The sequence below is a fragment of the Methylocystis parvus OBBP genome (assembly GCF_027571405.1).
Taxonomy (GTDB): domain Bacteria; phylum Pseudomonadota; class Alphaproteobacteria; order Rhizobiales; family Beijerinckiaceae; genus Methylocystis; species Methylocystis parva.
In genome coordinates this window covers 3,984,638-4,005,547 of sequence record NZ_CP092968.1, presented here as the reverse complement: position 1 = coordinate 4,005,547, position 20,910 = coordinate 3,984,638, and the positions used below count along the sequence as shown (strand labels likewise).

The window sequence follows — 20,910 nt, the reverse complement described above, 5'->3', positions numbered from 1 at the left end:
TTTTAGTTGATATTTCATTGTGATGTTCTGGTCCAGCCGTAGCCTATGAATGTCGAATTTGCTAGGAAGGGCGCTTCCGAAACGGCGATTTGCGGCGCCCGCATGGACTTTGGCGATGAACTCCTGGCTTCGATCGACGCGCGCCGGCCTTTCGCTGTTGAAGGGATTCTGGCGCAAGAACAAGGTCGTCGGCCATTTGGACGAAATCCGCCACGGAGCGGTTCGGGGATGGGCGTGGAGCCCTGACCGTCCCGGGCAGCGCCTGCTCGTCGACGTCTTCGTCGAGGGGCGTTTCGCCGGGCAATGCCTCGCCAACCTCTACCGTCCCGACCTCGAAGACGCCGGGATAGGGGACGGGCGCTACGCCTTCCAGCTCAATCTCGCTCCCGAAATCGAGGTTTCGGAACAAACTGTAAGAGTTATTGCGCTGCGCAATGGCCGCCACGAACTCAGACGGGCGCCGCAGGACGTCGTCCGGGAGAAGCGGCTCGGGCCCGAGGCCTATCTTCGCGCGACTTTCTCGGCGTCCATCGCCTCGCGGCCGTTGCAGAAACCTCGCAATCGCGCGTCTGTGGCCGGCCAAAGGGCCTATGATCGCCTCTTCGCATCGTCGCCCGCAGAAAGCCCGCCCGCTATATTGGGCCGACCTTTGACGGCCTATCTGGATCATGTGCGTCACCGGCACGACCTGACGCGCAAATACGACACGACCCTGTCCGAAGACGAATACGCGGCTTTCCTGAAATATTACGTCGAGCATTATTCCCGGCAACGCGGTCGGCTCCGCGCCCCGATGCCCGCGCGCGACATCGCCCTTCTGAACGAAGGCCCGACGAAGGACGCCCCGCTCGCCAATTCGCTCGCTCAACGTCTGCTGCAAACCGCACCGGACGCAAGCGGCGAGGAAAAGCTCTTCCTCTGGGCCGCCTTCGAGAGCGCGACATACGGCGTCGAGGATTGCCTCATTCCCGAGCCCCAAAAAATCTGGCTCGGCGCCTGCGAGACGGACGACGCAAAAGGCGCCTTTCCGCTTTCCCGCTTCATGCGCCGGTATCTTTCAAGCAACTCCTGTCTAAAGAGACTCGCTTCCGGCGGCGAAGAGGAGCGCAAGCTCGCTTATCTCGCCATGCTCCTCTTCGCGACGACCGCCCCACATTTTCTCGGCTTCATGCCGTCCGCCTGGGTCGAGCGCTTCCTTGCAGGCTCGAACGCGCCCTTTGACGAAACCTTGCGGCGCGTCTTCGGCCAGTGTGACTACACGCGCGACGACTGGCGCGCCTGCTTCTCAAAGCAGGGCTTCGACATCGAGGCCAAACGCTTTTGTTTCATGTCCCCGCACGGAGATCGCCTCCTTTCGCCGGCCGTTCTCCTTTCTGACTGCGCGGCGGTCGACGTGCAGCTTATCGGCCCCTTCAGCCGCCGGCTCGGCATCTCCGACAGTTGCCGCGCGCTCGCCCGCGCACTCGAAAAGCTCGACGTCTCGACGCGTTTCTGCGATTTCACGCTCGATCATCCCAACGCCGCGCGGGTGCGAGAAGAAACCCCAACCGCCGACTTCGGCCTCGCGCGGGTCAATATATTGCACCTCAATCTGGAGGAGACGCCGGCGGCCTTCGCCTATCTGCCCGACATTTTCACGGGAAGTCATGTGGTCGGCATGCCTTATCTTGAAACGCCGCGGCTTGGCGCCTCCCAGCTTCTCGGCCTGTCGCTTCTCGATGAAATCTGGGCGGCTTCCCGTTTCATCGCGGACGCCATCGCGGCGCGGGAGAAAACGCATATCGTCGGCGCCGCTTGCAGACCCGTGCAGCCTATCGGCCGCGCAAGCGCCCGCCGCCGCGCCTATGATGGGATCGCCAGCGCCGAGGATTTCGTCTTCCTCACGGCCTGCGACGCGCTGTCGGGGGGTTACCGCAAGAATCCGCTTGGCGTTATCCGCGCCTTCCTGCACGCCTTCCCCGACGACGCGAATGTGAAACTCGTCGTCAAGACGCACAGCCTGAGCCGCGTGGGCGATGCTGACGAGAGGCGCCTGTTCGAGCAGATCGCGCAGATCGCGTCGCAATCGTCACGCATCGTCTGGATGGACCGATTTCTTGAGGACGCCGATCATTCAGCCCTGCTGGAAGGCGCGGATACGCTCGTCTCGCTGCATCGCGCGGAGGGCTTTGGCTATCATATTCTCGAAGCGATGACGCTCGGCACGCCAGTCATTGCGACCGCCTATTCCGGCAATATGGAATTCTGCGACAACGCAACGGCGCGCCTGATCCCCTACGCGCTCGCCAATATCGAACATGGGCAGTATCACCGCGCCTCGGCGAGTCAGACCTGGGCGGAACCGGATTTCGCCGCGAGCGTCGCGGCGATGCGCCACTTACGCGAAGATAGCGTCAGCCGCGACAAGTTGGCGGCCGACGCGAAAGCTTATGTCGAAGCGCATTTTTCGCTCGACGCTTTCGCCCGTCGCGTCGATCGGCGTCTGCAGGAGATTTTGAGCGGTCAGCGTAATCGACAGGTCGCCTAGCCCTGCAGGATCGAGAGGTCCTGCGCACAATGATGCAGACAGGCGATCGACATGCGCGCCGATTCGCGAATGACCGGCGGACCGGTTCTTTCGTCGGGATGCAGATAGGCGAGCGCGAGTCCGCCCCAGATTTCACCCCGGCCGTTCACGACGCTGTGCTCGATGATCTGACCCGGCACGAAATCCAGATCAACGAGCCGGACATGAGGATTGCGGGCCCAATCGACCGACAGAATGCCCTGCCGCGTCGCGGGATTGCCGGAGTCATGCATGAGCACCAGCATGGGCTCACGCGGCTTGTAATCCAGGACGAGCGCAATGTCGCGCATCACGCCCTCCACCGAGTGATCGGCGTCGATCAGCACGTAATTGACAGGCACCCCCAAAGCCTCGAAATGCGCGAAAGCCTTCGGCACGGCCTGCGAGGACGGCTCGATCCATATTTCCGCGTTGGGCGGCGGCGCAAAACGGTCGCGCACCTCCGGATCGATGTCGATGGCCACGATCTTCTCGCAAAAGGGCGCCGCGAGCGACAGGCTGCCGCCGTAATAGACGCCGATTTCTATTGCGCCCTTCGGCCGCAGACGCGACAAGACTCCCGTCAGGGAAATCTGCTCCCAAGGCATCATCTGCCAATTGTCGAGGATGACGCCGGGGAAGAGAATATCGCTGATCGTTTGGGCTCGGACGGTCGAGGCCTCCAGCGCGGTCGACGCCGCCGGCGCCTGCGCGATCACGGCGCGCAAGCCCGCGACGCAGCTTTGGGCGATGCCGGAGAAATCATCATAGCTTTCCGCCGAAAGCCTTTCGACGTTGACGGTTGAAATCAGCGCCTCCGCCTGCGCGCTCATTCCGAGATCGACCAGAAGTTTCGCTTTGGCGGTCTTCAACACCTCGGCGCCCGACGGGGCGGCCTTTGAGATCGCCTGATCCATCAAACGGATTTTTTCCGCCGGCGACAGCGTCGAGAGATCGAAGGCCGCAGCCTCCTCCGGTATGGCCTTTGTCGTCAGAAAGAGGCCGGACGCGCCGAAGACGAAATCGAGCGGCTGAAAATAATCGGCGAAATACTCCATCGTGATTGCGACCCAATATTCCACGAAATGCATATAGTCCTGCTGGACGACCACGCTGCGCCCCGGAATGAGCCTAGGAAACATGCGGCTCACGACAAAGTGGTTGAGCGGCCAGGCCTTCGCGGCGTCGATCATCAGAATTTCGATGGGCTTCGCGCCCCAATTCATTTTCAGCAGATCGCCCGGGCAGGGAACGATGTAGTCGAGTTCGCCACGATTGAGCGTCAGAAACTCCTCGAACCAGCTGCCCGCGTGAATGGTCTCGCCGCCCTGCGTCCACCATTCGTAATCCTGCGCCAAAAAGAGGTCGTAGGCGTAAATGCGCTTCGCCTTGAGGTCCTCCGCGACGTCCTCATTGAGCTTGACGCCTTCCGCGAAGCAACGCGTCGTCAGACCGTAAAGACAGCCCAGATCGACGATGGCGCCCTCGCCGCGCCAATAATCCTTGGCCAAAGCGAAGAGGATCGAGAGTTCGTAGCTCGAAAGCATGCTCTTGATCTCGACCAGCCCCGCGGGCGTGCGGACGCTATAGGCCTGGAACGCACGCTCGAAAAAAGGCGCCGGACTCTCCGGATGCATGAAAGGAACGTAGCGTGTCCAATAATCTCTTTTGGTCAGGTCGATCATCTAGGTTCACCGTCCGTGGCGCGAGCCCGGATCATATCGATTGAATACGGAATTTCAAAAAACCGCCCCGCCCGCCTGCGCGCCCGCGGAGGTCGTTCCGGGCGGCTAGCTCGCCGCCGCGCAAGCCTGTTCCTCGGAGCTTTCGGCCGCTGGAGCTTCCGCTCCGCGAAACCGCTCGATCAAAGCGCAGGTCGCCTGCACCGTCGATTCCAACGCATCGATCGCCTCGATCGAGACGGCTGAGGCGTTGGCGCGACGCTCCAGATCCTCGGCGATCGAGACGACGCGGTCGACGCCGATATTGAGGCTCATCGATTTCAGCGCATGCGCGGCGCGCCCGACGGCCCTGACGTCCCCGCGTTCGAGCGCCTGCCGCATTTCGGTCGCCGCCTTCGGCGCGTGTTCGAGATAAAGACTGAAAACGCGCCGAAGGAAAGGCGTCGGCCCGTTCTCCGTAAGGAGCTTGAGTTCGCGCAGCTTGTCTTCATTCAAGAGCGCCATCGCCGGTGAGGCGGCCACATCTCCCGCTTCGGCTTTGGCGGCGATCCCAACGGGCGGCTCGGCCGCTTCCGAAGCGTTCGAAGGGGCGAATTTGGAGAGGCGCTTTGCGAGTGACTGGATGGTGTAAGGCTTGTGCAGAACGTCGTCCATGCCCGCGGCGCGCCAGGCGTCCGCCGCATCGCCGACGACATGCGCCGTCACGGCGATGATGGGCAGACGCGGACGCTGGCCTTGGCGTTCCGCGTCGCGGATGCGGCGGGTCGCCTCGAAACCGTCCATCTCCGGCATGCTGACATCCATCAGCGCCACGTCGAAGGTCTGACTTTCGACAGCCGCGACCGCTTCGCGCCCATTCTCCGCAGTGGTGACGACCGCGCCGAGTTGCCGGAGCGTCTCGATCGCGACTTCGCGGTTGATCGCCGTATCGTCGGCGACGAGCACGCGCAAGCCGTCTTGCCTTTGCGGCTCTTCTTTACGCGTCTTGCGTTGATCCAAGGCGCCGGCAAGCTTGTGCCCAACCCTGATCCGGCGCAGAAGCAGGCCAATTTCCGATCTCCTCAGCGGCCGTGACACGGCCGCGTCCGCACGCCTTTCCTGCACCAGCCGATGGGCCGCAGGATCGCCGAAAGTCGCCAGGCACAAAAGGTAATCGCCCTCGGCGCGGCGCGCCTGCGGCACGCGATCTGGATCGGCGATCATGAGATCGGCCGAAAACTCCGCCTTGTCCTGCACGGCAGCCGACTCGTAGCCCGCTTCGCTCAGATAGCGAAGAAGCGTCGCGCGCGTCGCCTCGCCCGTCACCGCGACGGCTGCGGTCATGCCGGCGCGGCGCGCCCGCGGCCATGCGTCTCCGTTCTCGGCTTCGCCCGTGGGGATCGAGAAGGAGAAGGTCGAGCCGCGGCCATAGACGCTTTTAACCTCGATTTCCCCATCCATGGAATCGATCAGACGCTTGCTGATCGCGAGGCCGAGGCCCGTGCCGCCGAAACGCCGCGTCGTCGACTGGTCGGCCTGGGTGAAGACGCCGAAAATGTCTTTCAACTTGTGCGCCCGGATGCCGACGCCCGTATCGGTCACCGCGAAGCGGATGTGGCCTTCGCGCTTCGGGTCGGGCCCGACCTTGAGGATGACGGAGCCCGTTTCGGTGAATTTCAGCGCATTGTTGACGAGATTGCCGATGACCTGATTGATCCGGATCGGGTCGCCCGTAATGAAGCGCGGCGTGGCCGGCGATACGTAAGAGACGAGATCGAGCCCCTTCTCGCGCGCCCGCGCCGCAAAAAGGCTGGTCACGTCCTCGGCGAGCGCCGAAGGGTCGAGCGCGATTTTCTCGAGCTGCAGTTTCCCGCTTTCTATTTTCGAGAAGTCGAGAATGTCGTTGATGATGGCGAGAAGGCTCTGCCCCGATTTCGAGATGACCTCGGCATAGCGACGCTGGCGCTCCGGCAGATCGGACGCCGCCAGGAGTTCCGCCATCACCATGACGCCGTTCATCGGCGTGCGGATTTCATGACTCATCGTCGCGAGAAAATCGGACTTCGCCGCATTGGCCATTTCCGCCGCGTCTTTGGCGAGGCGCAAATCCTGCGTGCGGTCGCCGACCTCTTTTTCGAGGTTGCGCCGATGCGCCGCAAGGCTCTTGTCGCGCTCCTCGAGCTCCTCCAACATCGCATTGAAGCCGTCGATCAGGAGACCGACTTCGTCGTCGCTCTTAGCGGCGACGCGATCCGCGTAATCATGGTTGCGGCGAATCCGCCAGATCGCCTCGCTCAACTCGAACACCGGTCGGGTGACGCCCTTTTGCAGACGCATGGAGACGAGCAGGCCGATCGCCAGCGCAACGAGGGCGCCGAGCGCCGCGCCCTTGAGCGCATCCGCGAGTTCGTCGGCCAGATCCTTCGTGTCCGCGACGAGGGTGAATTTCCCAATATCGACGCCGCCATTGACGATGGGCGCCTCGACCTGGATGCTTCTGCTGTTGAAGACGTCGAGGGGCGAGATCGACAAAGCCTGGCCTTCCTTAATGCGCAAATCCCCGTCGAGCTGCGTCGCGCCGCCCATAACGGCGAGCAATTGACCGCGATTATTTTCGATGCGCGCATAGAGGAGCCCGGGGATCTGGCCGATCGCCTTGATCGCCTGATAGACCGCCGTCTGGTTTTTTTCCGCGACTCCCTGCGCGGCGGCCGAAGCGAAGACATGCGCCGACGCGAAGAGCGACTCGGATTTCGTCACCGCATATCGCTTCGTCTCTTGCCAAAGCAGCACCGCGCTCATCGTCATGGCCGCCGTCGCGACGGCGATGGCGACGAGAAAGGCCAGCTTGCGCGCAATCGAGCGTTTCGGCGCCCGATTGGCGATGATGCGCGTCGAAGAAGTCCCGTCGCTCATGGGGGCCGCTATTGCGAGAGAAAGCTGACGCCCGGCGTCAAGCCGCCCGGCGCAGGCACGTTTGATGAAGCATAATCGGAGTTGAGCACCAGATTGGGCCCTTCCATCAAGGCCAACCGACGCGCGACAATGATGGTGAAGGCCGATTGCTGGCCGACCGGACTGTTGCCGTCCACCGTCAATATGCCTTGCGGCAGATAAATCGTGCCAAGGAGGATCGGCGCATTGTCGCTCGTCAGCTTGTGATTTTGATAGAGGGGCGACGCCCGGTCCTCGAAGAACAGAATGCCGGCCAGCGGCCCGCTCGTCGGCGCCGTCATCTTGATCGTGCTGGCGCTCGCGAATTGGATCGTCGCCTTCGCGCCCGTCAGATAAACGCCGACGCCGTTGGCGTTTAAGGTCGACTTGCCGTCGACGGTCAACGGCCCGTCCTTGATCACATATTCTCCCGGCGAAAGATTTACGACCGCGCCATTGGTGGCTTTGAGGCCGCCGCAATAAGTGCCCGGCATCAGCGTGGCGGCGCCGCCGTCGACGATTTCATTGGTATGGGCGCAGCCGCCGACCGGCGGCGGTGGACGAGACGCAAGGGGATCAGCGACGATGGGGCAGTCATTCTGCGCAAACGGATTGAAACTCGCCTTGATCCCGAGCGTGCCGCCGGCGGAACAGATCTGACCGGCCGTCAGCCTTGCATTTTGCAGGGCCGTTATGCCTGCGGGCGATTTGGAGTTGGATTGAACGGCGCAAAATTGCGCCGTCACTTGCGCCTTCGACTCGAGATAGATCGTCGCGACGCCGAGAATGGTTTGATCCAGCCCAAGCGCGCAAATCGGGAAGCCGTTCGTGCGGGCGGTTGCTTTCGCCGACAATTGAACCGGCTCTTTGTAGACGAGACGAAGGACTTTGGGATCGTAGCTGGCGCTGACTTTGACCTGTACGGCGGTGTTGTTGTCGATGAGCGACGCCCGCACGGCGAGATTCGCTCCCGTCCTCTCAAGCATATGCGCCGCAATGGCCGTTCGGGCGACAGGCGTGAGATCATAGGCGCCGGTCCGCGCCAATCTCAGCTCGCGGGCGGCGCGCAGCGCGCCGGCGTCGGCCGCGGCCTGCAACTGACTTTTGAGATTGCCGATCGCCATGAAGTCGAAGCCGGCGCCGACGATCGCCAGCAGGGGCAACAGGGAAAGCGAAAAGAAGATCGCGACGTTGCCGCGGCGATCATATGTCATGCGCGTCCCAGATCGCGCAAGGCCGCAAAGCCCGCGCATCGCTCCGCTCCAAATCCGCCATGCCGCCCTCATCACGCCGCCTCGATGGATGGCGGCGCGCTGCGCGTTTCCGGCGGGCGCGACGGGATGACGATTTCGATGATGGATCCTTTGTGTTCCGCATTCGAGACCTTCATGACGCCGCCATGCAGATCGACCACGCAGCGCGCAAAAGCGACTCCGACGCCCATGCCGCTGCGAAAACTCTCGAGAGACGTCGCGCGCGCGACGGCGAGAGAAGCCGCCGGAGATGAGATCGTGAGCTTCACGCCGCCTTCTGCAAGACTCGTCATGGATAGCTCGACATGGCCGCCCGCGGCGAGCGCGGCCTCCAGCAAATGCCGGATCGCGCGAGAGAGCCACATGAGATCGCATTGCAGATAAAGGGAGGGATCGGGCCGCGTGACCTCGAGCGAGGTTTCGGCGGGAATGGTGAGGCCCGCGACTGCGGCGTCGATCAGCTTGACGACCGGATATTCGTCTTTCGCCAGTATCGCCGCGCCGGACGACAATTGCGCATATTGGATGAGATCCATGAAATTGCCTTGCATCTGGCGCGCGGCGGCGCCGATCTGCTCGGCATATTTCAAATAGCTCTCGCCGACCGGCCCGTCGATCTGCTGGCTGATGCAGTCGCAAAAGCCGATAATGGCGCTGAGCGGCGTGCGCGCCTCGAGCCGGATGAGCGACAATAGATTATTCGTCAGCTCGAGCAGCTCTTCCGAGCGCTTGCGCTCGCGCAGAAGGTCGCGCTCCATCCGCGTCGCGCGCAGCACATATCGGATCGAATAGCTGAGCTGGCGCCAATTGATCGGCTTTGAGACAAATGAATTCGCGCCGAGTTGGAAGGCGCGGTCGATCGAGGCGATGTCCTCGCGCCCGGTCAGCATGACGACCGGAAGGTGGGCGAAGCGCGCATCCGCCCGCACTTTCTGGAGAAGCTGGAAGCCGTCGAGCGTCGGCATCTCGATGTCGAGGAGCACGATGTCGAACGGCTCCGCGTTCAATCGCTCCCAAGCCTGCGCGCCATCGGCGGCGACCTCGATCGTCGTGGACGGCGACGCCAGATGGACTCTCGCAAACTCGGCGAGGATCAAATCGTCATCCACGAACAGGATGCGCGTCGCCTCATCGAGCACGAATGTCCACTTGCTGGAAGTATTGACAGACACTTTCCACTCCAACTCCACGGACAATCCTGACAAGCTCCGTTTAAGATAGCGTTGCATGGTTCCGGTTGAAGCGGATAATCTGATTTTACCTGGAGTAGCGGCTACGAGCGTTTGTTCATCTCTCGCGCAATTTTTCGAGCCCGTTAGGCGCTTGTTAACTTTCGCGATGCGTTAGGAACAAATTTCAGTTGCATTGGAGTCTTGCGGGCGCGATGTTGTCAATCAAATCCTCACCACGGAGGCGACCGCTCATGTTCAAGCTCCTGCGCAGGGAGACGCGAGACCACGAGCAATTGTCGAAAGATCTCCGCCGCGCCGCGACCAATGGCGAATTACGTCTTGTTTACCAGGCGATCGTCGACGCCAGGAGCGAAGAGACAGTCGCTGTGGAGGCGCTTTGCCGCTGGCGTCATCCGACGCGGGGCGACATCGGGCCAAATGTCTTCATTCCACTTGCTGAAGAAACGGGAACGATCGCCGCGCTCGGCGAATTCGTGCTGAGGCAAGCCTGCCTCGACGCCCGGAGCTGGCCGAACGTCATCCTCTCTGTGAACGTCTCTCCAAAGCAGTTCGAAAGCCCCCACTTCGCCGACAAGATCCGCAGAACGCTCCTGGAGACCGGTCTGCCGCCCACTCGTCTCGAACTGGAATTGACCGAAAATCTGCTCATCGCCGATTTCGATCACGCGGCCGAGAAGATGCGAGCGCTGCAGGATGTCGGCGTGCGCCTCGCGCTCGACGATTTTGGCGCGGGCTATTCGAGCCTCAATTATCTCCTGTCGCTGCCTTTCGACAAGCTGAAGATCGACCGGCTTTTCGTTTCGAAGATCGACACGGGCGCCGCGAGCGCGGCCATCATCCACGCGATCGTCAGCATTGGCCGGGCGTTGGGCATGCATGTCACCGCCGAAGGCGTCGAGACGGCCGAACAGCAGCAGTTTCTGAAAGTCGCGGGCGTCCATTCCTTCCAGGGATTCCGCTTCTGCGTTCCGGTCGCGGCGGTGGAAATTTCCGAACGGCTCGCGGCTGAAGATCAGGCGCGCGCCGATGCGTTGCGTCAGCGCGCTCGGGCCTGAAATTAGCGCGGATTGAAGAAGAATATCCGTTTTGTCAGACGCGCCGCGCATCCGAACCGCATTGACGTGCGCGCTGATGAAGGCGAAGCGTTCCGGCGTCGCATCCATTCAGCCCTCGCGCCGCGCGCCTGCATCGCTCTCGATTTGCTCCATATCTGCATCCGACAGGCCGAAATGGTGGCCAATTTCATGAATGAGCACATGGGCGACGACATCGCCGAGCGTGTCTTCGCTTTCCGACCAGAAATCGAGGATCGGCCGGCGGTAAAGCCAAACCATATTGGGTTCGGCGCCTGTCTCGGAGAGATGCTCACCTTCGATCAGCCCGCGGCCCCGGAAGAGGCCGAGAAGATCGAACTCCGTCTCGCAGGCCATCGCCTCGAGCGTTTCCTCATCCGGGAAGTCCTCGACGCGGAAGACCACGCCCTCGCATAAGCGCCTGAACTTTTCGGGCAAAGAGGCGAAGGCGGCGTCCGCCAGCGCTTCCATGTCCGTGAGACTTGGCGCGCTCAAACGCGCCCAATCGAGATTATTCGTGTCTGCCATCCCGCGACTATGGCATTCCCCTAAACATCTGAACAGCTCGGCGCATCGGCTTGCATTTTAACAAAAGCGATCCCCGGAAATTCACGAATAGGCCATAACCTGAACGATAGCGAAGGATTTTGGTGCGGACCCGTCAGGATCGCCATGAGCGCGCGACACTTTTTACAACCGCGCAACAAGAGAGAAGCGGTGCGGCTCGTCGTGATCTACACGACGATCGCGATCGTCGTCGCGGTGGGGATTACCTGGATCACCAATTGGATGACGGGCGCCCCTACGGGCTTGTCGCTCATTCGAGCAGTCGTCATCCCTCTCCTCCTCGCCCCCTGGATGGTATGGACGGTCGCCAACTTCGCCCTGCAACTTCATGAGATGCACGGAGAGCTGGAAAAGCTCGTGCGCGTCGACCCATTGAGCGGGGCGCTCAATCGGCGCGGCCTCGCGGAGTTCGCGGAAAAAGCCTTCGCTGAGAATCGAAAGACCGGCCGTTTCTCGGTCATCGTCCTGGACGTCGACCGCTTCAAATCCATCAATGACAATTACGGGCACGCAGCGGGCGATCTGGTCATCGCCAGGGTTGCGGACATCACCCGTCAAATGCTCGGCTGCGACAGATGCGCCGTCGGCCGCCTCGGCGGCGACGAACTCGTGGCCTTGCTCGTCGGCAAGAATCTCGAAGAAACGATGAGTCTTGCGGAGAAGATGCGCGACGCGATCGAAAACACGATTCTGATCTACGACGACGTCTGCGTGAAGATCACCACCAGCATCGGCGTCTCTGCGGTCAGCGCGCGCGACCGCAATGCGGAGGCCGTGCTGAAGCGCGCCGATCAATCGCTCTACGCCGCCAAGACGGCGGGCCGGAACCGCGTCCGCGCGGCGGCCTGAGAGGACGAACGCGCAAATAAAAAGGGGACCGCCGCGCGATCCCCTTTCATGCTTTCATCGAGCCGCGCTTACTTCCAGTCGCGAACATCCACGAATTTGCCCGCAATCGCCGCCGCCGCCGCCATGGCGGGCGACACCAGATGCGTGCGGCCCTTGAACCCCTGACGGCCTTCGAAATTGCGGTTCGACGTCGATGCGCAGCGCTCGCCCGGCGCGAGGCGGTCGGGGTTCATGGCGAGGCACATGGAGCAACCCGGCTCGCGCCACTCGAAACCGGCGGCGACGAAGATCTTGTCGAGCCCCTCCGCTTCCGCCTGCTCCTTCACGAGACCCGAGCCCGGCACGACCATGGCGTTGACGCGCGCATGGACCTTCTTGCCTTCAACCATCCTGGCGGCGGCGCGAAGATCCTCGATCCGGCCATTGGTGCAGGAGCCGATGAAGACGCGGTCGATCTCGATATCCGTGATCTTCTCGCCGCCCTTGAGGCCCATATATTCCAGCGCGCGCTCGATCGCGGCGCGCTTTTGCGGCGTCTTCGCGCTGTCGGGCGTCGGCGCCGTTCCGTCGATCGTCGCGACGTCCTCCGGCGAGGTGCCCCAGGTCACGATCGGCGGCAGCTTCGCGGCGTCGAGCCTGATGACCTTGTCGAAATGGGCGCCCTCGTCCGTATAAAGGGATTCCCAATATTTGCGCGCCATGTCGAAGGCCTCGCCCTTGGGCGCCTTCGGGCGATCCTTGATGTAGGCGAAAGTCTTTTCATCCGGCGCGATGAGGCCGGCGCGGGCGCCGCCTTCGATCGACATGTTGCAGACGGTCATGCGGCCTTCCATCGAAAGGTCGCGGATCGCCTCGCCCGCATATTCGATGACATAGCCGGTGCCGCCGGCCGTGCCGATCTCGCCGATGATGGCCAGGATGATGTCCTTGGCCGTAGCGCCGTCGGCGAGCTTGCCGTCGACCTGCACCAGCATGTTCCTGGCCTTCTTCTGGATCAGCGTCTGGGTGGCGAGGACATGCTCCACCTCCGACGTGCCGATGCCATGCGCGAGCGCGCCGAAGGCGCCATGCGTCGAGGTGTGGCTGTCGCCGCAGACGATCGTCATGCCCGGCAGCGTGAAGCCCTGCTCCGGGCCGACAATGTGCACGACGCCCTGACGCTTGTCGTGCTCATTGTAATATTCGACGCCGAATTCCCTGGCGTTGACCGCGAGCTGTTCGACCTGCGCCTTGCTCTCCGGATCTTCGATCGGGAGCGAGCGGTCGGTGGTCGGCACATTGTGGTCGACGACGGCGAGCGTCTTTTGCGGCGCGCGGACCTTGCGGCCGGACATGCGCAGCCCTTCGAAAGCCTGCGGACTCGTCACCTCATGGATGAGATGGCGGTCGATATAGAGCAGGCAGGCGCCGTCATCCTGCTGGTCGACGACATGGTCGTCCCAGATCTTGTCGTAAAGCGTGCGCGGCCCGGTCGAATTGGACATAGTCTTTCCCTTACCGGCGTTTTGCCCTCCCCTCAAAGGGGGAGGATCGAACCGCGTGAGCGGTTCGGGTTGGGGCGTTCATCCCCTCCCGACCGCCTATGACGATCGACTTCGCCCCTCGAGAGGGAGTGGCGCGCGCCGCCCTTGCAGCGCAAACGCCCCCTTGAATTGTAAGTCTTCTAACCGTAACGCAAGCTCCATGGAAGAGAGTTCGCGCCGCCCCGCCGCGAGGCCCGCTTGAGCGCCCTGCCCGCAGGCCTCGCCGCCGCCATCGCTGCGCAACTGGAGCGCCGCCCCCGCAATGCGCTGACGGAGAGCGCCCGGCGCCTCTCGGAAAGTTATCGCGCCCGCAAAAACACCAGCGAGGCAATCCGGGACGAGACCGACGCGCTCGCCTACGCCCTGACCCGAATGCCGGCGACCTACGCCGCCGTCGCGGCAGCGCTCGAGCGACTGGCGCAAGAGCAGCCGGCTTTCGCGCCGAAGAGCCTCATTGACGTCGGCTGCGGCCTCGGCGCGGCAGCCTATGCGGCGGCCGCCGTCTGGCCGAAGCTGGAACGGATCGAAATGGTCGACCGCAGCCGCGCCTTCCTCGCGCTCGCCGCCGCGCTGGCCGCCGAAAGCGGCGCCGCGCCCGTCGCGGGGGCGACGATCACGCCTCTCGACATCACCCGCCTCCCGCCGGCGGGCGCCAAGGCCGACCTCGTGGTCCTCGCTTATGCGCTGACCGAGCTCTCCGAGGCGGACCTCCCGCCCCTCGCCGACGCCCTCTGGGCGCGCGCCGGCGGCGCGCTCGTCATTGTCGAGCCGGGCACGCCCAGGGATCATGAGCGGCTGATGCGGGTGCGCGCCCAACTCATCGAGAGAGGGGCGACGATTCTCTTGCCCTGCCCGCACGACCGGCCCTGCCCGCTCGAGCCGCCGGACTGGTGCCATTTCTCCGTGCGTCTGCCCCGATCGAGGGAACATAAATTGCTGAAGGGCGCCGATGCGCCATTCGAGGACGAGAAATACGCTTATCTCGTTGCGGCGCGCTTTGGCGAAGGCGCGCAGGCGCGCATCCTCGCTCCGGCGCGCCGCAACAAGGCGGGCGTTACGCTGAAGCTTTGCGAAACGCGCGGAATGCGCGAGATTTTCCTGCCCAAGCGGGACAAGGCTCGCTATGAAGGGATCTGGAAGAAGGACTGGGGCGACGCCCTGGCGGCCCCGCCGGAGGATGCTGGATGACACGACCGAGGGTTGCGCCTTATCTGACCGTCAGCCCGGCCGCCGCGGCGATCGCCTTCTATACGGGCGCCTTCGACGCCAAGCAGCGCGCAATCATGCCCTCGGTCGACGGCCTGCGCATCGCCCATTGCGAACTCTCGATCAATGGCGGCTCGGTGATGCTCGCGGATTTCTTCCCGGAATTCGGCCAGACCCGCGTGCCCATGCCGGGCGACAATGCGACCGTGTCGATCAGCCTCGAATATGATTCTGGAAAAGACGTCGACGACATCTGCGCGCGCGCGGCGAAGCTCGGCGCCAAGATCGAAACGCAGCCGATGAACTCCTTCTGGGGCACGCGCTACGCCAGTCTCAAGGACCCGTTCGGCCATCGCTGGATCTTGAACGGTCCGCTCGAAAAATAACGTCCGCCGCGCCTGCGCGGCGAGGACGTCCTTTTGTCATTGATCTGCGCCATTCCTTGCCACGCTCCGAGGACGCCGCGCGCCTCGGACTGACCGAGACAAAGGCAGCCCCTTGCACGATATCGCCGCGCATTCCGACAAGACCTCTTTCCTTACGCATTTGAAGGACGATCCGCGCCGCATCGGCTCCGCCATCGTGCTGGGCTTTTCGACGGGCCTGCCTTTCCTCCTCGTCTACAGCACGCAATCGGCGTGGCTCTACGAGGCCAATGTGCCGATCGAGACCATCGGCCTGCTGAGCGAAATGACGCTCGCTTACAAGTTCAAATGGGTCTGGGCCCCCTTCCTCGACGAATATGACGCGCCGATCTTCTCGAAACTGCTCGGCCGCCGGCGCGGCTGGATCGTCGTTTCCCAGATCGCAACCGTCATCGCGCTGATCGGCGTCGCCTTTGGCGATCCGGCGAACTGGCTCGCCTGGACGGTGCTGTTCTCCTTCGCGCTCGGCGTCGCCGGCGCGACGCAGGACATCACGGTGGACGGGTGGCGCATCACCGTCGTCCCGAGGGAGAGGCTCGCCTTTCTCACCTCGGTCGCCGAGATGGGCTATCGCGTCGGTACCCTCGCGGCAGGCGCAGGCGCGCTTTACGTCGCCCATTTCTACGGCTGGCGCGCCGCCTATCTCTGCATGGCCGGCATCATGCTTTTCGGACTCGCCGCCGCTCTCGTCGCGCCCGAGCCGCCCTCGGATCTCGAACCGCATCGCGAGAGGCCGGATTTCCTCTTCACCGTCACCGAACCGATCAAGGAGCTCTGGCGGCGCCTCGGGCCGATGGCGCTCGCCATCCTGATCCTCATCGCGGGGTTCCGCATGCCGGGCTATGTTTCCGGCGCCATGGCCATGCCGCTCTTCAAGAGCCTGCATTTTTCCGAAGCCGACATTGCGACCGTGACCAAAGTCTTCGGCTTTTGGATCTCGCTCGGCGGCACGCTGCTCGCTGGGCTGGTCGTGCGCCAGTTCGGCATGATGAAGAGCCTGCTGATCGGCACGGTCGCTGGCTCCGCCTCGCATCTCTCGCTCGCCTGGCTCGCCGCGCATGGTCACGATTTCACGGACTTCGCCCTCGCCGTCGGCGTCGACGGCTTCGCTTACGCCTTTGCGCAGGTCGTGCTGATCATTTACATGTCGTCGCTCGTCTCAACGGAATTCGCGACGAGCCAATATGCGTTGCTCACCTCGCTCTGCGCCCTGCCCGGCAGCGTTCTCGCCGGCGCATCGGGCTTCATCATCAGGGAAACCGGCTTTCCCGCCTTCTTCATCGGCACGTCGCTGATGGGAATTCCTGTTGCGATCCTCGCCTGGTGGGTCTGGCGCGAAGAGGAGCGGCGCGGCGAAGACACGCTCGCGGAGACGAGCCCCGAACGCGCCGCCGAGACGGATTGACCGCGCGTCCTTCCGGACTCGCCCGCTTTGCGAAACCGGAAAAGAACCTTTTTCGCCCCTGGCGCGCGCCTTTCGGCCTCCTCACGTTGCCCCCTCGGCCTCGTGTTCCAAGTGACACGGATGAGGTTGGCGGGCTGACGCTTTGGAAGGAGCAGTGCGATGCGCAATTTTGCGATGATCACGACGCTGGCCGGCGCCCTGGCGCTCGCGATCGCGGCGCCCGCGGTCGCGGAATGGGGCGGCGGCTATGGCGGCACGCCGTCCACCGGCGGCAGCGGGAAGAGCGGCTCGCCCGGCTGGGATGAAAAAGGCGGCTACGGCGGAAAGCAGCAAAAGAACGACAATGATCGCTGGGGCGGCGGGTCCTCCAATCGCGGCGGAGACGATCGCTGGGGTTCGAGCAATGACGGGTATGGCGGACGCGGGGGGAAGGATCGCCGCGACAAAGACACTTACGGTCGCGGAGGCGGCGACCGCTGGGGACATGACGGCTATGGCGGTCGCGGCGATCGGTGGGGGCGCGGGGACCGTTGGGGTCGGGGCGACAATAATCTTTCCTGCCGGGAGATGCAGCGCCGCGGCTACCGCATCGCCTGCCGGAGCGACCATGGAGGCTATTTCGGCCGCGACTACTGAGCGCGCCTGAAGCGGGTGATCCCGGTTCGCCGGGCTCACTCCCGCGCATGGGCAAGCGGCTATTCGCGCATGGTTTCGAAAGCCGCGAGCGCGCGCGCCCGCCATTATCGACGATGGGTCGCGGATATGCCCGCTATTGCCGCCTCGCGTGATTGACGCCGTAGAACAGGTAGATGGCGAGGCCAATGCCCGTCCAAATGAACAATCGCAGCCAAGTGTCGAGAGGAAGCGCGACCATCAGCGCGACGCAAGAGAGAATGCCGAGGATGGGCATCACCGGAATGCCCGGCGCGCGGAAAGGACGATGCAGCTCGGGATGCGACCGGCGCAGATGGATGACGGCGATGCAGACGAGCGCGAACGCCGCGAGCGTGCCGATGCTGACCATCTCGCCGAGAATGTCGATCGGCAGCAGGCCGGCCGCCAGAGCGACGACGACGCCAACCAGCAACTGACTCACGGCCGGCGTGCGATAGCGCTCGTGCAGCCGGGCGAATATCTGCGGCAACAGGCCGTCATTCGCCATGGTGAAGAATACCCGCGTCTGGCCGTAGAGCAGCGCCAGAATGGCCGTCGTCAGTCCGGCGAGCGCGCCGAGCTTCACGACCCAGGCGAGCCAGGACACGCCCGTGCGGTCGGAGACGAGCGCCATCGGATCCGGCACGCCGAGCTCCTTGTAATTGACGACGCCGGTCGCGACGGCCGCGACGGCGACGTAGAGGACCGTGCAGATGATGAGCGAGCCGACAATGCCGATCGGAACGTCGCGCTGCGGCGTATGCGCTTCCTGCGCCGCCGTGGAGACGGAGTCGAAGCCGACATAAGCGAAGAAGACGACCGAAGCGCCGCGCGCTACGCCGCTCCAGCCATAAACGCCGAATTCGCCCGTATTGTCGGGGATCAGAGGCGTCCAATTCGCCATATTCACATGCGCGGCGCCGAAGGCGATCACCATGAGCACCACCGTGACCTTCAAGGCGACGATCACATTGTTGAACAGCGTCGACTCGCTCGTCCCGCGGATCAGCAACATCGTCAGCAGAAGAACGACGCCCGCCGCGGGCACGTTGAAGAAGCCGTCGGGCGACGCCAGATACGCGCTGGCCAATTCGGGCGGGACATGAATCCCCAATCCTTGCATGACCCGATTGAAATAGCCCGCCCAACCGACCGCTACGGTCGCCGCGCCGGCCGCATATTCGAGCACCAGATTCCAGCCGATGATCCAGGCGAAAATTTCGCCGAGCGTCACATATGTATAAGTGTAGGCGCTGCCGGAGACGGGAATGAGCGCCGCAAGCTCCGCATAACAGAGCGCGACGAAAGCGCAGGCGAGTCCCGACAGCACGAAAGAGATCATCACGCCGGGCCCGGCGTAATTCGCCGCCGCGGTTCCCGTGAGCACGAAAATGCCGGCCCCGATGATCCCGCCAATGCCCAGCGCCATCAAAGACGCCCAACCGAGCGCGCGCTTCAATCCGTCGCCGTCTCTCTCGGCGTCATGGGCCGCGATGATCGCGACAATGGATTTGCGCGTGAGATAGATTTTCCTTGCAGCGTCGGACAAGGGTCGCCCTTTCGCATAGAAGCAGGCATTTGCGCCGCTTACGGAATTCGCGCCGATTATGGTTGCGGCGCAAAAAGATACAAGCGGAAAAGGCCGGGCTCTGACGTGCGCTGGCGCATGTCGCTAGCGGCGCCGGTTTTCCGCATATTCCAAAACGATCTGAGCCGCCCTTGCGCTCGGATCGCCGCCTGCCTCCAGGAGCCGCTCGCGCACGCGGCGAAAGGCGTCGCGCTGCGCCTCGCGCGCGCGGCCGTCCGTCAGGAGCGGCGCAAGCGCGTCCGCGAGCGCGCGAGGGGTCGCCTGCTCCTGTATGAATTCGGGCGCGGCGTTCTCTCCGATCACGAGATTCGGCAGAACGATCGAATGCACGTCGATCAGGAAACGGAGCATCGCTTCGATGCGGGAGACCTTGTAGGCCACGGCCATGGGCGTATCGGCGAGCGCGAGTTCGAGCGTCGCGACGCCCGACGTGACCAAAGCGGCGCGCGCGCGCCGGAACGCGGGAAATTTCTCCGCCTGCGTCAGCAGGCGCGGCGCGACGGGCCAGTCCTGCAGCGCCCGGCGCAGCGTCGCCTCCATATGCGGCGCAACGGGGACGGCGACGTCGAGTTCGGGATGATCAGCGAGGATCAACCTCAACGTCTCGCCATAAAGCGGCGTCATGCGCTCGATCTCGGCGCGGCGAGACCCCGGAAGAATGAGAAGGAGCGGCGCGCCTTCCGTATGCGCCTCGCCTGTCAGCTCATCCAGACGCTCGACGAGCGGATGGCCGACATAGACGCAGCGCGGCCCGCCGAGTCGAAGATGCGCGTCCGGCTCGAATGGAAGCAAAGCCAGCACGCAGTCGATATAAGCGCGCATCTTCCGCGCGCGGCCGGGCCGCCACGCCCACACGGTCGGGCTGACATAATCCACGATCGGCAGTTCGGGACGAATGGCGCGCAGCTTGCGCGCGACGCGATGGGTGAAATCCGGCGCGTCGACGATCACGAGACAGTCCGGCTTCGCCGCGAGCGCGGCGGCGGCTGTTTGCTCGATGCGGGCCAGAATGGTCGGCAGCCGCGCAATGACGGGCGCGAGCCCCATGACGGCGATGTCCGTCATCGGAAAAAGCGAGGCGAGGCCTTCCTGCGTCATCGCCGCGCCGCCGACGCCGGAAAACGTCACGCCGTTTCGCGCGTCGCGCAATGCGCGCATGAGCGCGGCGCCCAAAGCGTCGCCGGAGGTCTCCCCCACGACCAGAAAAATATGCGGGCCGTTCACGCGCGCGCGCCGCGCTTGCGGGGCGCGCAGCGTGGACGCCGCGTCCCGACCCGAAGGAAATCGAGGATTTCCGCAACATCCGCGTCGTTTGCAAAAACGGCCGCGACTTCATCAATGCGTTCGCTCAAAGCGCGCGTTCCGGAACCGGCGAAGAGACGGCGATAGGCTTCGCGCAGCCGTGATATTCGCTCGGGCGCGAATCCGCGCCGTTGCAGACCAACCACATTGATCCCGAAAAGATGGGCTCGATTCCCGCCGGCGAGGCCAAAGGGAATGACGTCTCCTTCGACGCCGGCAAGACCGCCGATAAAAGCGTGAGCGCCAATGCGCACATTCTGATGAATGGCGGCCGCGCCGCCGATCGACGCGTAATCGCCAATCTCGACATGTCCGCCAAGCAACGCCTGATTGGCGAGCACGACGCCGTCGCCGAGGCGACAATCATGCGCGACATGCGAATAAGCGAGAAAGGCGCATCCTGATCCGACGCGCGTGCCGGCGCCGACGCCCGAATTGACCGTGACGCCTTCGCGAATGACGCAATCCCCTCCGATCGTGACGGAGCCTTCGGCGAGCGCGGCTTTGAGATCCTGCGAGGGCGCGCCGATCGAAGCGAAAGGAAAGATTCGCGTGCGATCGCCGATACGCGTTTGGCCGGCGATCGTCACATGCGATTGCAGGATGGCGCCGGCCGCAATTTCGACGGCCGGGCCGATATGGCAGAACGGACCGATGACGACCCCCTCATGCAGCCGTGCGCCGGTTTCCACGATCGCCGTCGGATGAACCGTGGTCGACATCTTCGCTCCC

At 63.6% G+C, this 20,910-nt stretch carries 16 protein-coding genes; 7 read left to right on the top strand and 9 right to left on the bottom strand.

The genetic code is table 11. From position 1 onward, the window contains the following. The first annotated feature begins 115 nt into the window (after window positions 1-115). Entirely contained in the window at window positions 116-2,527 is a 2,412-nt protein-coding gene (locus MMG94_RS19355; RefSeq protein ID WP_016920862.1) for a glycosyltransferase family 4 protein, read from the top strand. Here the strand turns inward: MMG94_RS19355 and MMG94_RS19350 are convergent. The 4 genes from MMG94_RS19350 to MMG94_RS19335 form a co-directional block, all read right to left on the bottom strand. Beyond that, window positions 2,524-4,230, bottom strand: a complete 1,707-nt coding sequence (locus MMG94_RS19350) for a class I SAM-dependent methyltransferase (protein ID WP_016920863.1) — start codon at window positions 4,228-4,230, stop codon at window positions 2,524-2,526. The genes MMG94_RS19355 and MMG94_RS19350 overlap by 4 nt on opposite strands. Window positions 4,231-4,335: 105 nt before the next feature. Continuing rightward, window positions 4,336-7,122, bottom strand: coding sequence for an ATP-binding protein (locus tag MMG94_RS19345; RefSeq protein WP_016920864.1), 2,787 nt, complete (start codon window positions 7,120-7,122; stop codon window positions 4,336-4,338). Window positions 7,123-7,130: 8 nt separating this feature from the next. Further along, a complete protein-coding gene (locus tag MMG94_RS19340; protein WP_016920865.1) occupies window positions 7,131-8,354 on the bottom strand; it encodes a pilus assembly protein TadG-related protein in 1,224 nt (407 codons plus the stop codon). 71 nt (window positions 8,355-8,425) lie between these two features. Next, window positions 8,426-9,565, bottom strand: a complete 1,140-nt coding sequence (locus MMG94_RS19335; protein WP_016920866.1) for a hybrid sensor histidine kinase/response regulator — start codon at window positions 9,563-9,565, stop codon at window positions 8,426-8,428. Between the two features lie 251 nt (window positions 9,566-9,816). Here MMG94_RS19335 and MMG94_RS19330 point away from each other — a divergent pair, with 251 nt between their 5' ends. Beyond that, window positions 9,817-10,641, top strand: a complete 825-nt coding sequence (locus MMG94_RS19330; protein WP_016920867.1) for an EAL domain-containing protein — start codon at window positions 9,817-9,819, stop codon at window positions 10,639-10,641. Window positions 10,642-10,749: 108 nt separating this feature from the next. On the opposite strand, the gene MMG94_RS19325 is transcribed toward MMG94_RS19330, so the two are convergent. Beyond that, a complete protein-coding gene (locus tag MMG94_RS19325; protein WP_016920868.1) occupies window positions 10,750-11,187 on the bottom strand; it encodes a metallopeptidase family protein in 438 nt (145 codons plus the stop codon). A 144-nt stretch (window positions 11,188-11,331) separates the two neighbouring features. Here MMG94_RS19325 and MMG94_RS19320 point away from each other — a divergent pair, with 144 nt between their 5' ends. After that, the gene (locus tag MMG94_RS19320; RefSeq protein WP_016920869.1) at window positions 11,332-12,075 is read left to right on the top strand and encodes a GGDEF domain-containing protein; all 744 of its coding nucleotides are present in this window, start codon (window positions 11,332-11,334) and stop codon (window positions 12,073-12,075) included. 68 nt (window positions 12,076-12,143) lie between these two features. Here MMG94_RS19320 and leuC read toward each other — a convergent pair whose 3' ends face one another. Further along, window positions 12,144-13,559: a 3-isopropylmalate dehydratase large subunit gene (gene leuC, locus MMG94_RS19315; RefSeq protein WP_016920870.1), complete on the bottom strand. Its 1,416-nt coding sequence runs from the start codon at window positions 13,557-13,559 to the stop codon at window positions 12,144-12,146. 237 nt (window positions 13,560-13,796) lie between these two features. Between leuC and MMG94_RS19310 the strand changes: the two genes are divergently transcribed. The 4 genes from MMG94_RS19310 to MMG94_RS19295 all read left to right on the top strand — a co-directional run bounded on the left by MMG94_RS19310 (window position 13,797) and on the right by MMG94_RS19295 (window position 17,270). After that, on the top strand, window positions 13,797-14,786 hold the full coding sequence (locus MMG94_RS19310) for a small ribosomal subunit Rsm22 family protein (RefSeq protein ID WP_016920871.1): 990 nt from the start codon (window positions 13,797-13,799) through the stop codon (window positions 14,784-14,786). After that, complete coding sequence (locus tag MMG94_RS19305) at window positions 14,783-15,190, top strand: VOC family protein (RefSeq protein ID WP_016920872.1); 408 nt, start codon at window positions 14,783-14,785, stop codon at window positions 15,188-15,190. Before MMG94_RS19310 ends, MMG94_RS19305 begins: the two co-directional genes overlap by 4 nt. Window positions 15,191-15,302: 112 nt before the next feature. Continuing rightward, on the top strand, window positions 15,303-16,634 hold the full coding sequence (locus MMG94_RS19300; protein WP_016920873.1) for an AmpG family muropeptide MFS transporter: 1,332 nt from the start codon (window positions 15,303-15,305) through the stop codon (window positions 16,632-16,634). Window positions 16,635-16,793: 159 nt separating this feature from the next. Then, window positions 16,794-17,270, top strand: a complete 477-nt coding sequence (locus tag MMG94_RS19295) for a hypothetical protein (protein ID WP_016920874.1) — start codon at window positions 16,794-16,796, stop codon at window positions 17,268-17,270. A 133-nt stretch (window positions 17,271-17,403) separates the two neighbouring features. Here MMG94_RS19295 and MMG94_RS19290 read toward each other — a convergent pair whose 3' ends face one another. The 3 genes from MMG94_RS19290 to lpxA all read right to left on the bottom strand — a co-directional run bounded on the left by MMG94_RS19290 (window position 17,404) and on the right by lpxA (window position 20,900). After that, a complete protein-coding gene (locus tag MMG94_RS19290) occupies window positions 17,404-18,837 on the bottom strand; it encodes an amino acid permease (RefSeq protein ID WP_016920876.1) in 1,434 nt (477 codons plus the stop codon). Window positions 18,838-18,960: 123 nt separating this feature from the next. Then, window positions 18,961-20,100 carry a lipid-A-disaccharide synthase gene (lpxB, locus tag MMG94_RS19285; RefSeq protein ID WP_016920877.1) on the bottom strand — a complete coding sequence of 380 codons (1,140 nt, stop codon included), beginning with the start codon at window positions 20,098-20,100 and terminating at the stop codon, window positions 18,961-18,963. Further along, entirely contained in the window at window positions 20,097-20,900 is an 804-nt protein-coding gene (lpxA, locus tag MMG94_RS19280) for an acyl-ACP--UDP-N-acetylglucosamine O-acyltransferase (RefSeq protein ID WP_016920878.1), read from the bottom strand. Before lpxA ends, lpxB begins: the two co-directional genes overlap by 4 nt. Window positions 20,901-20,910: the final 10 nt, after the last annotated feature.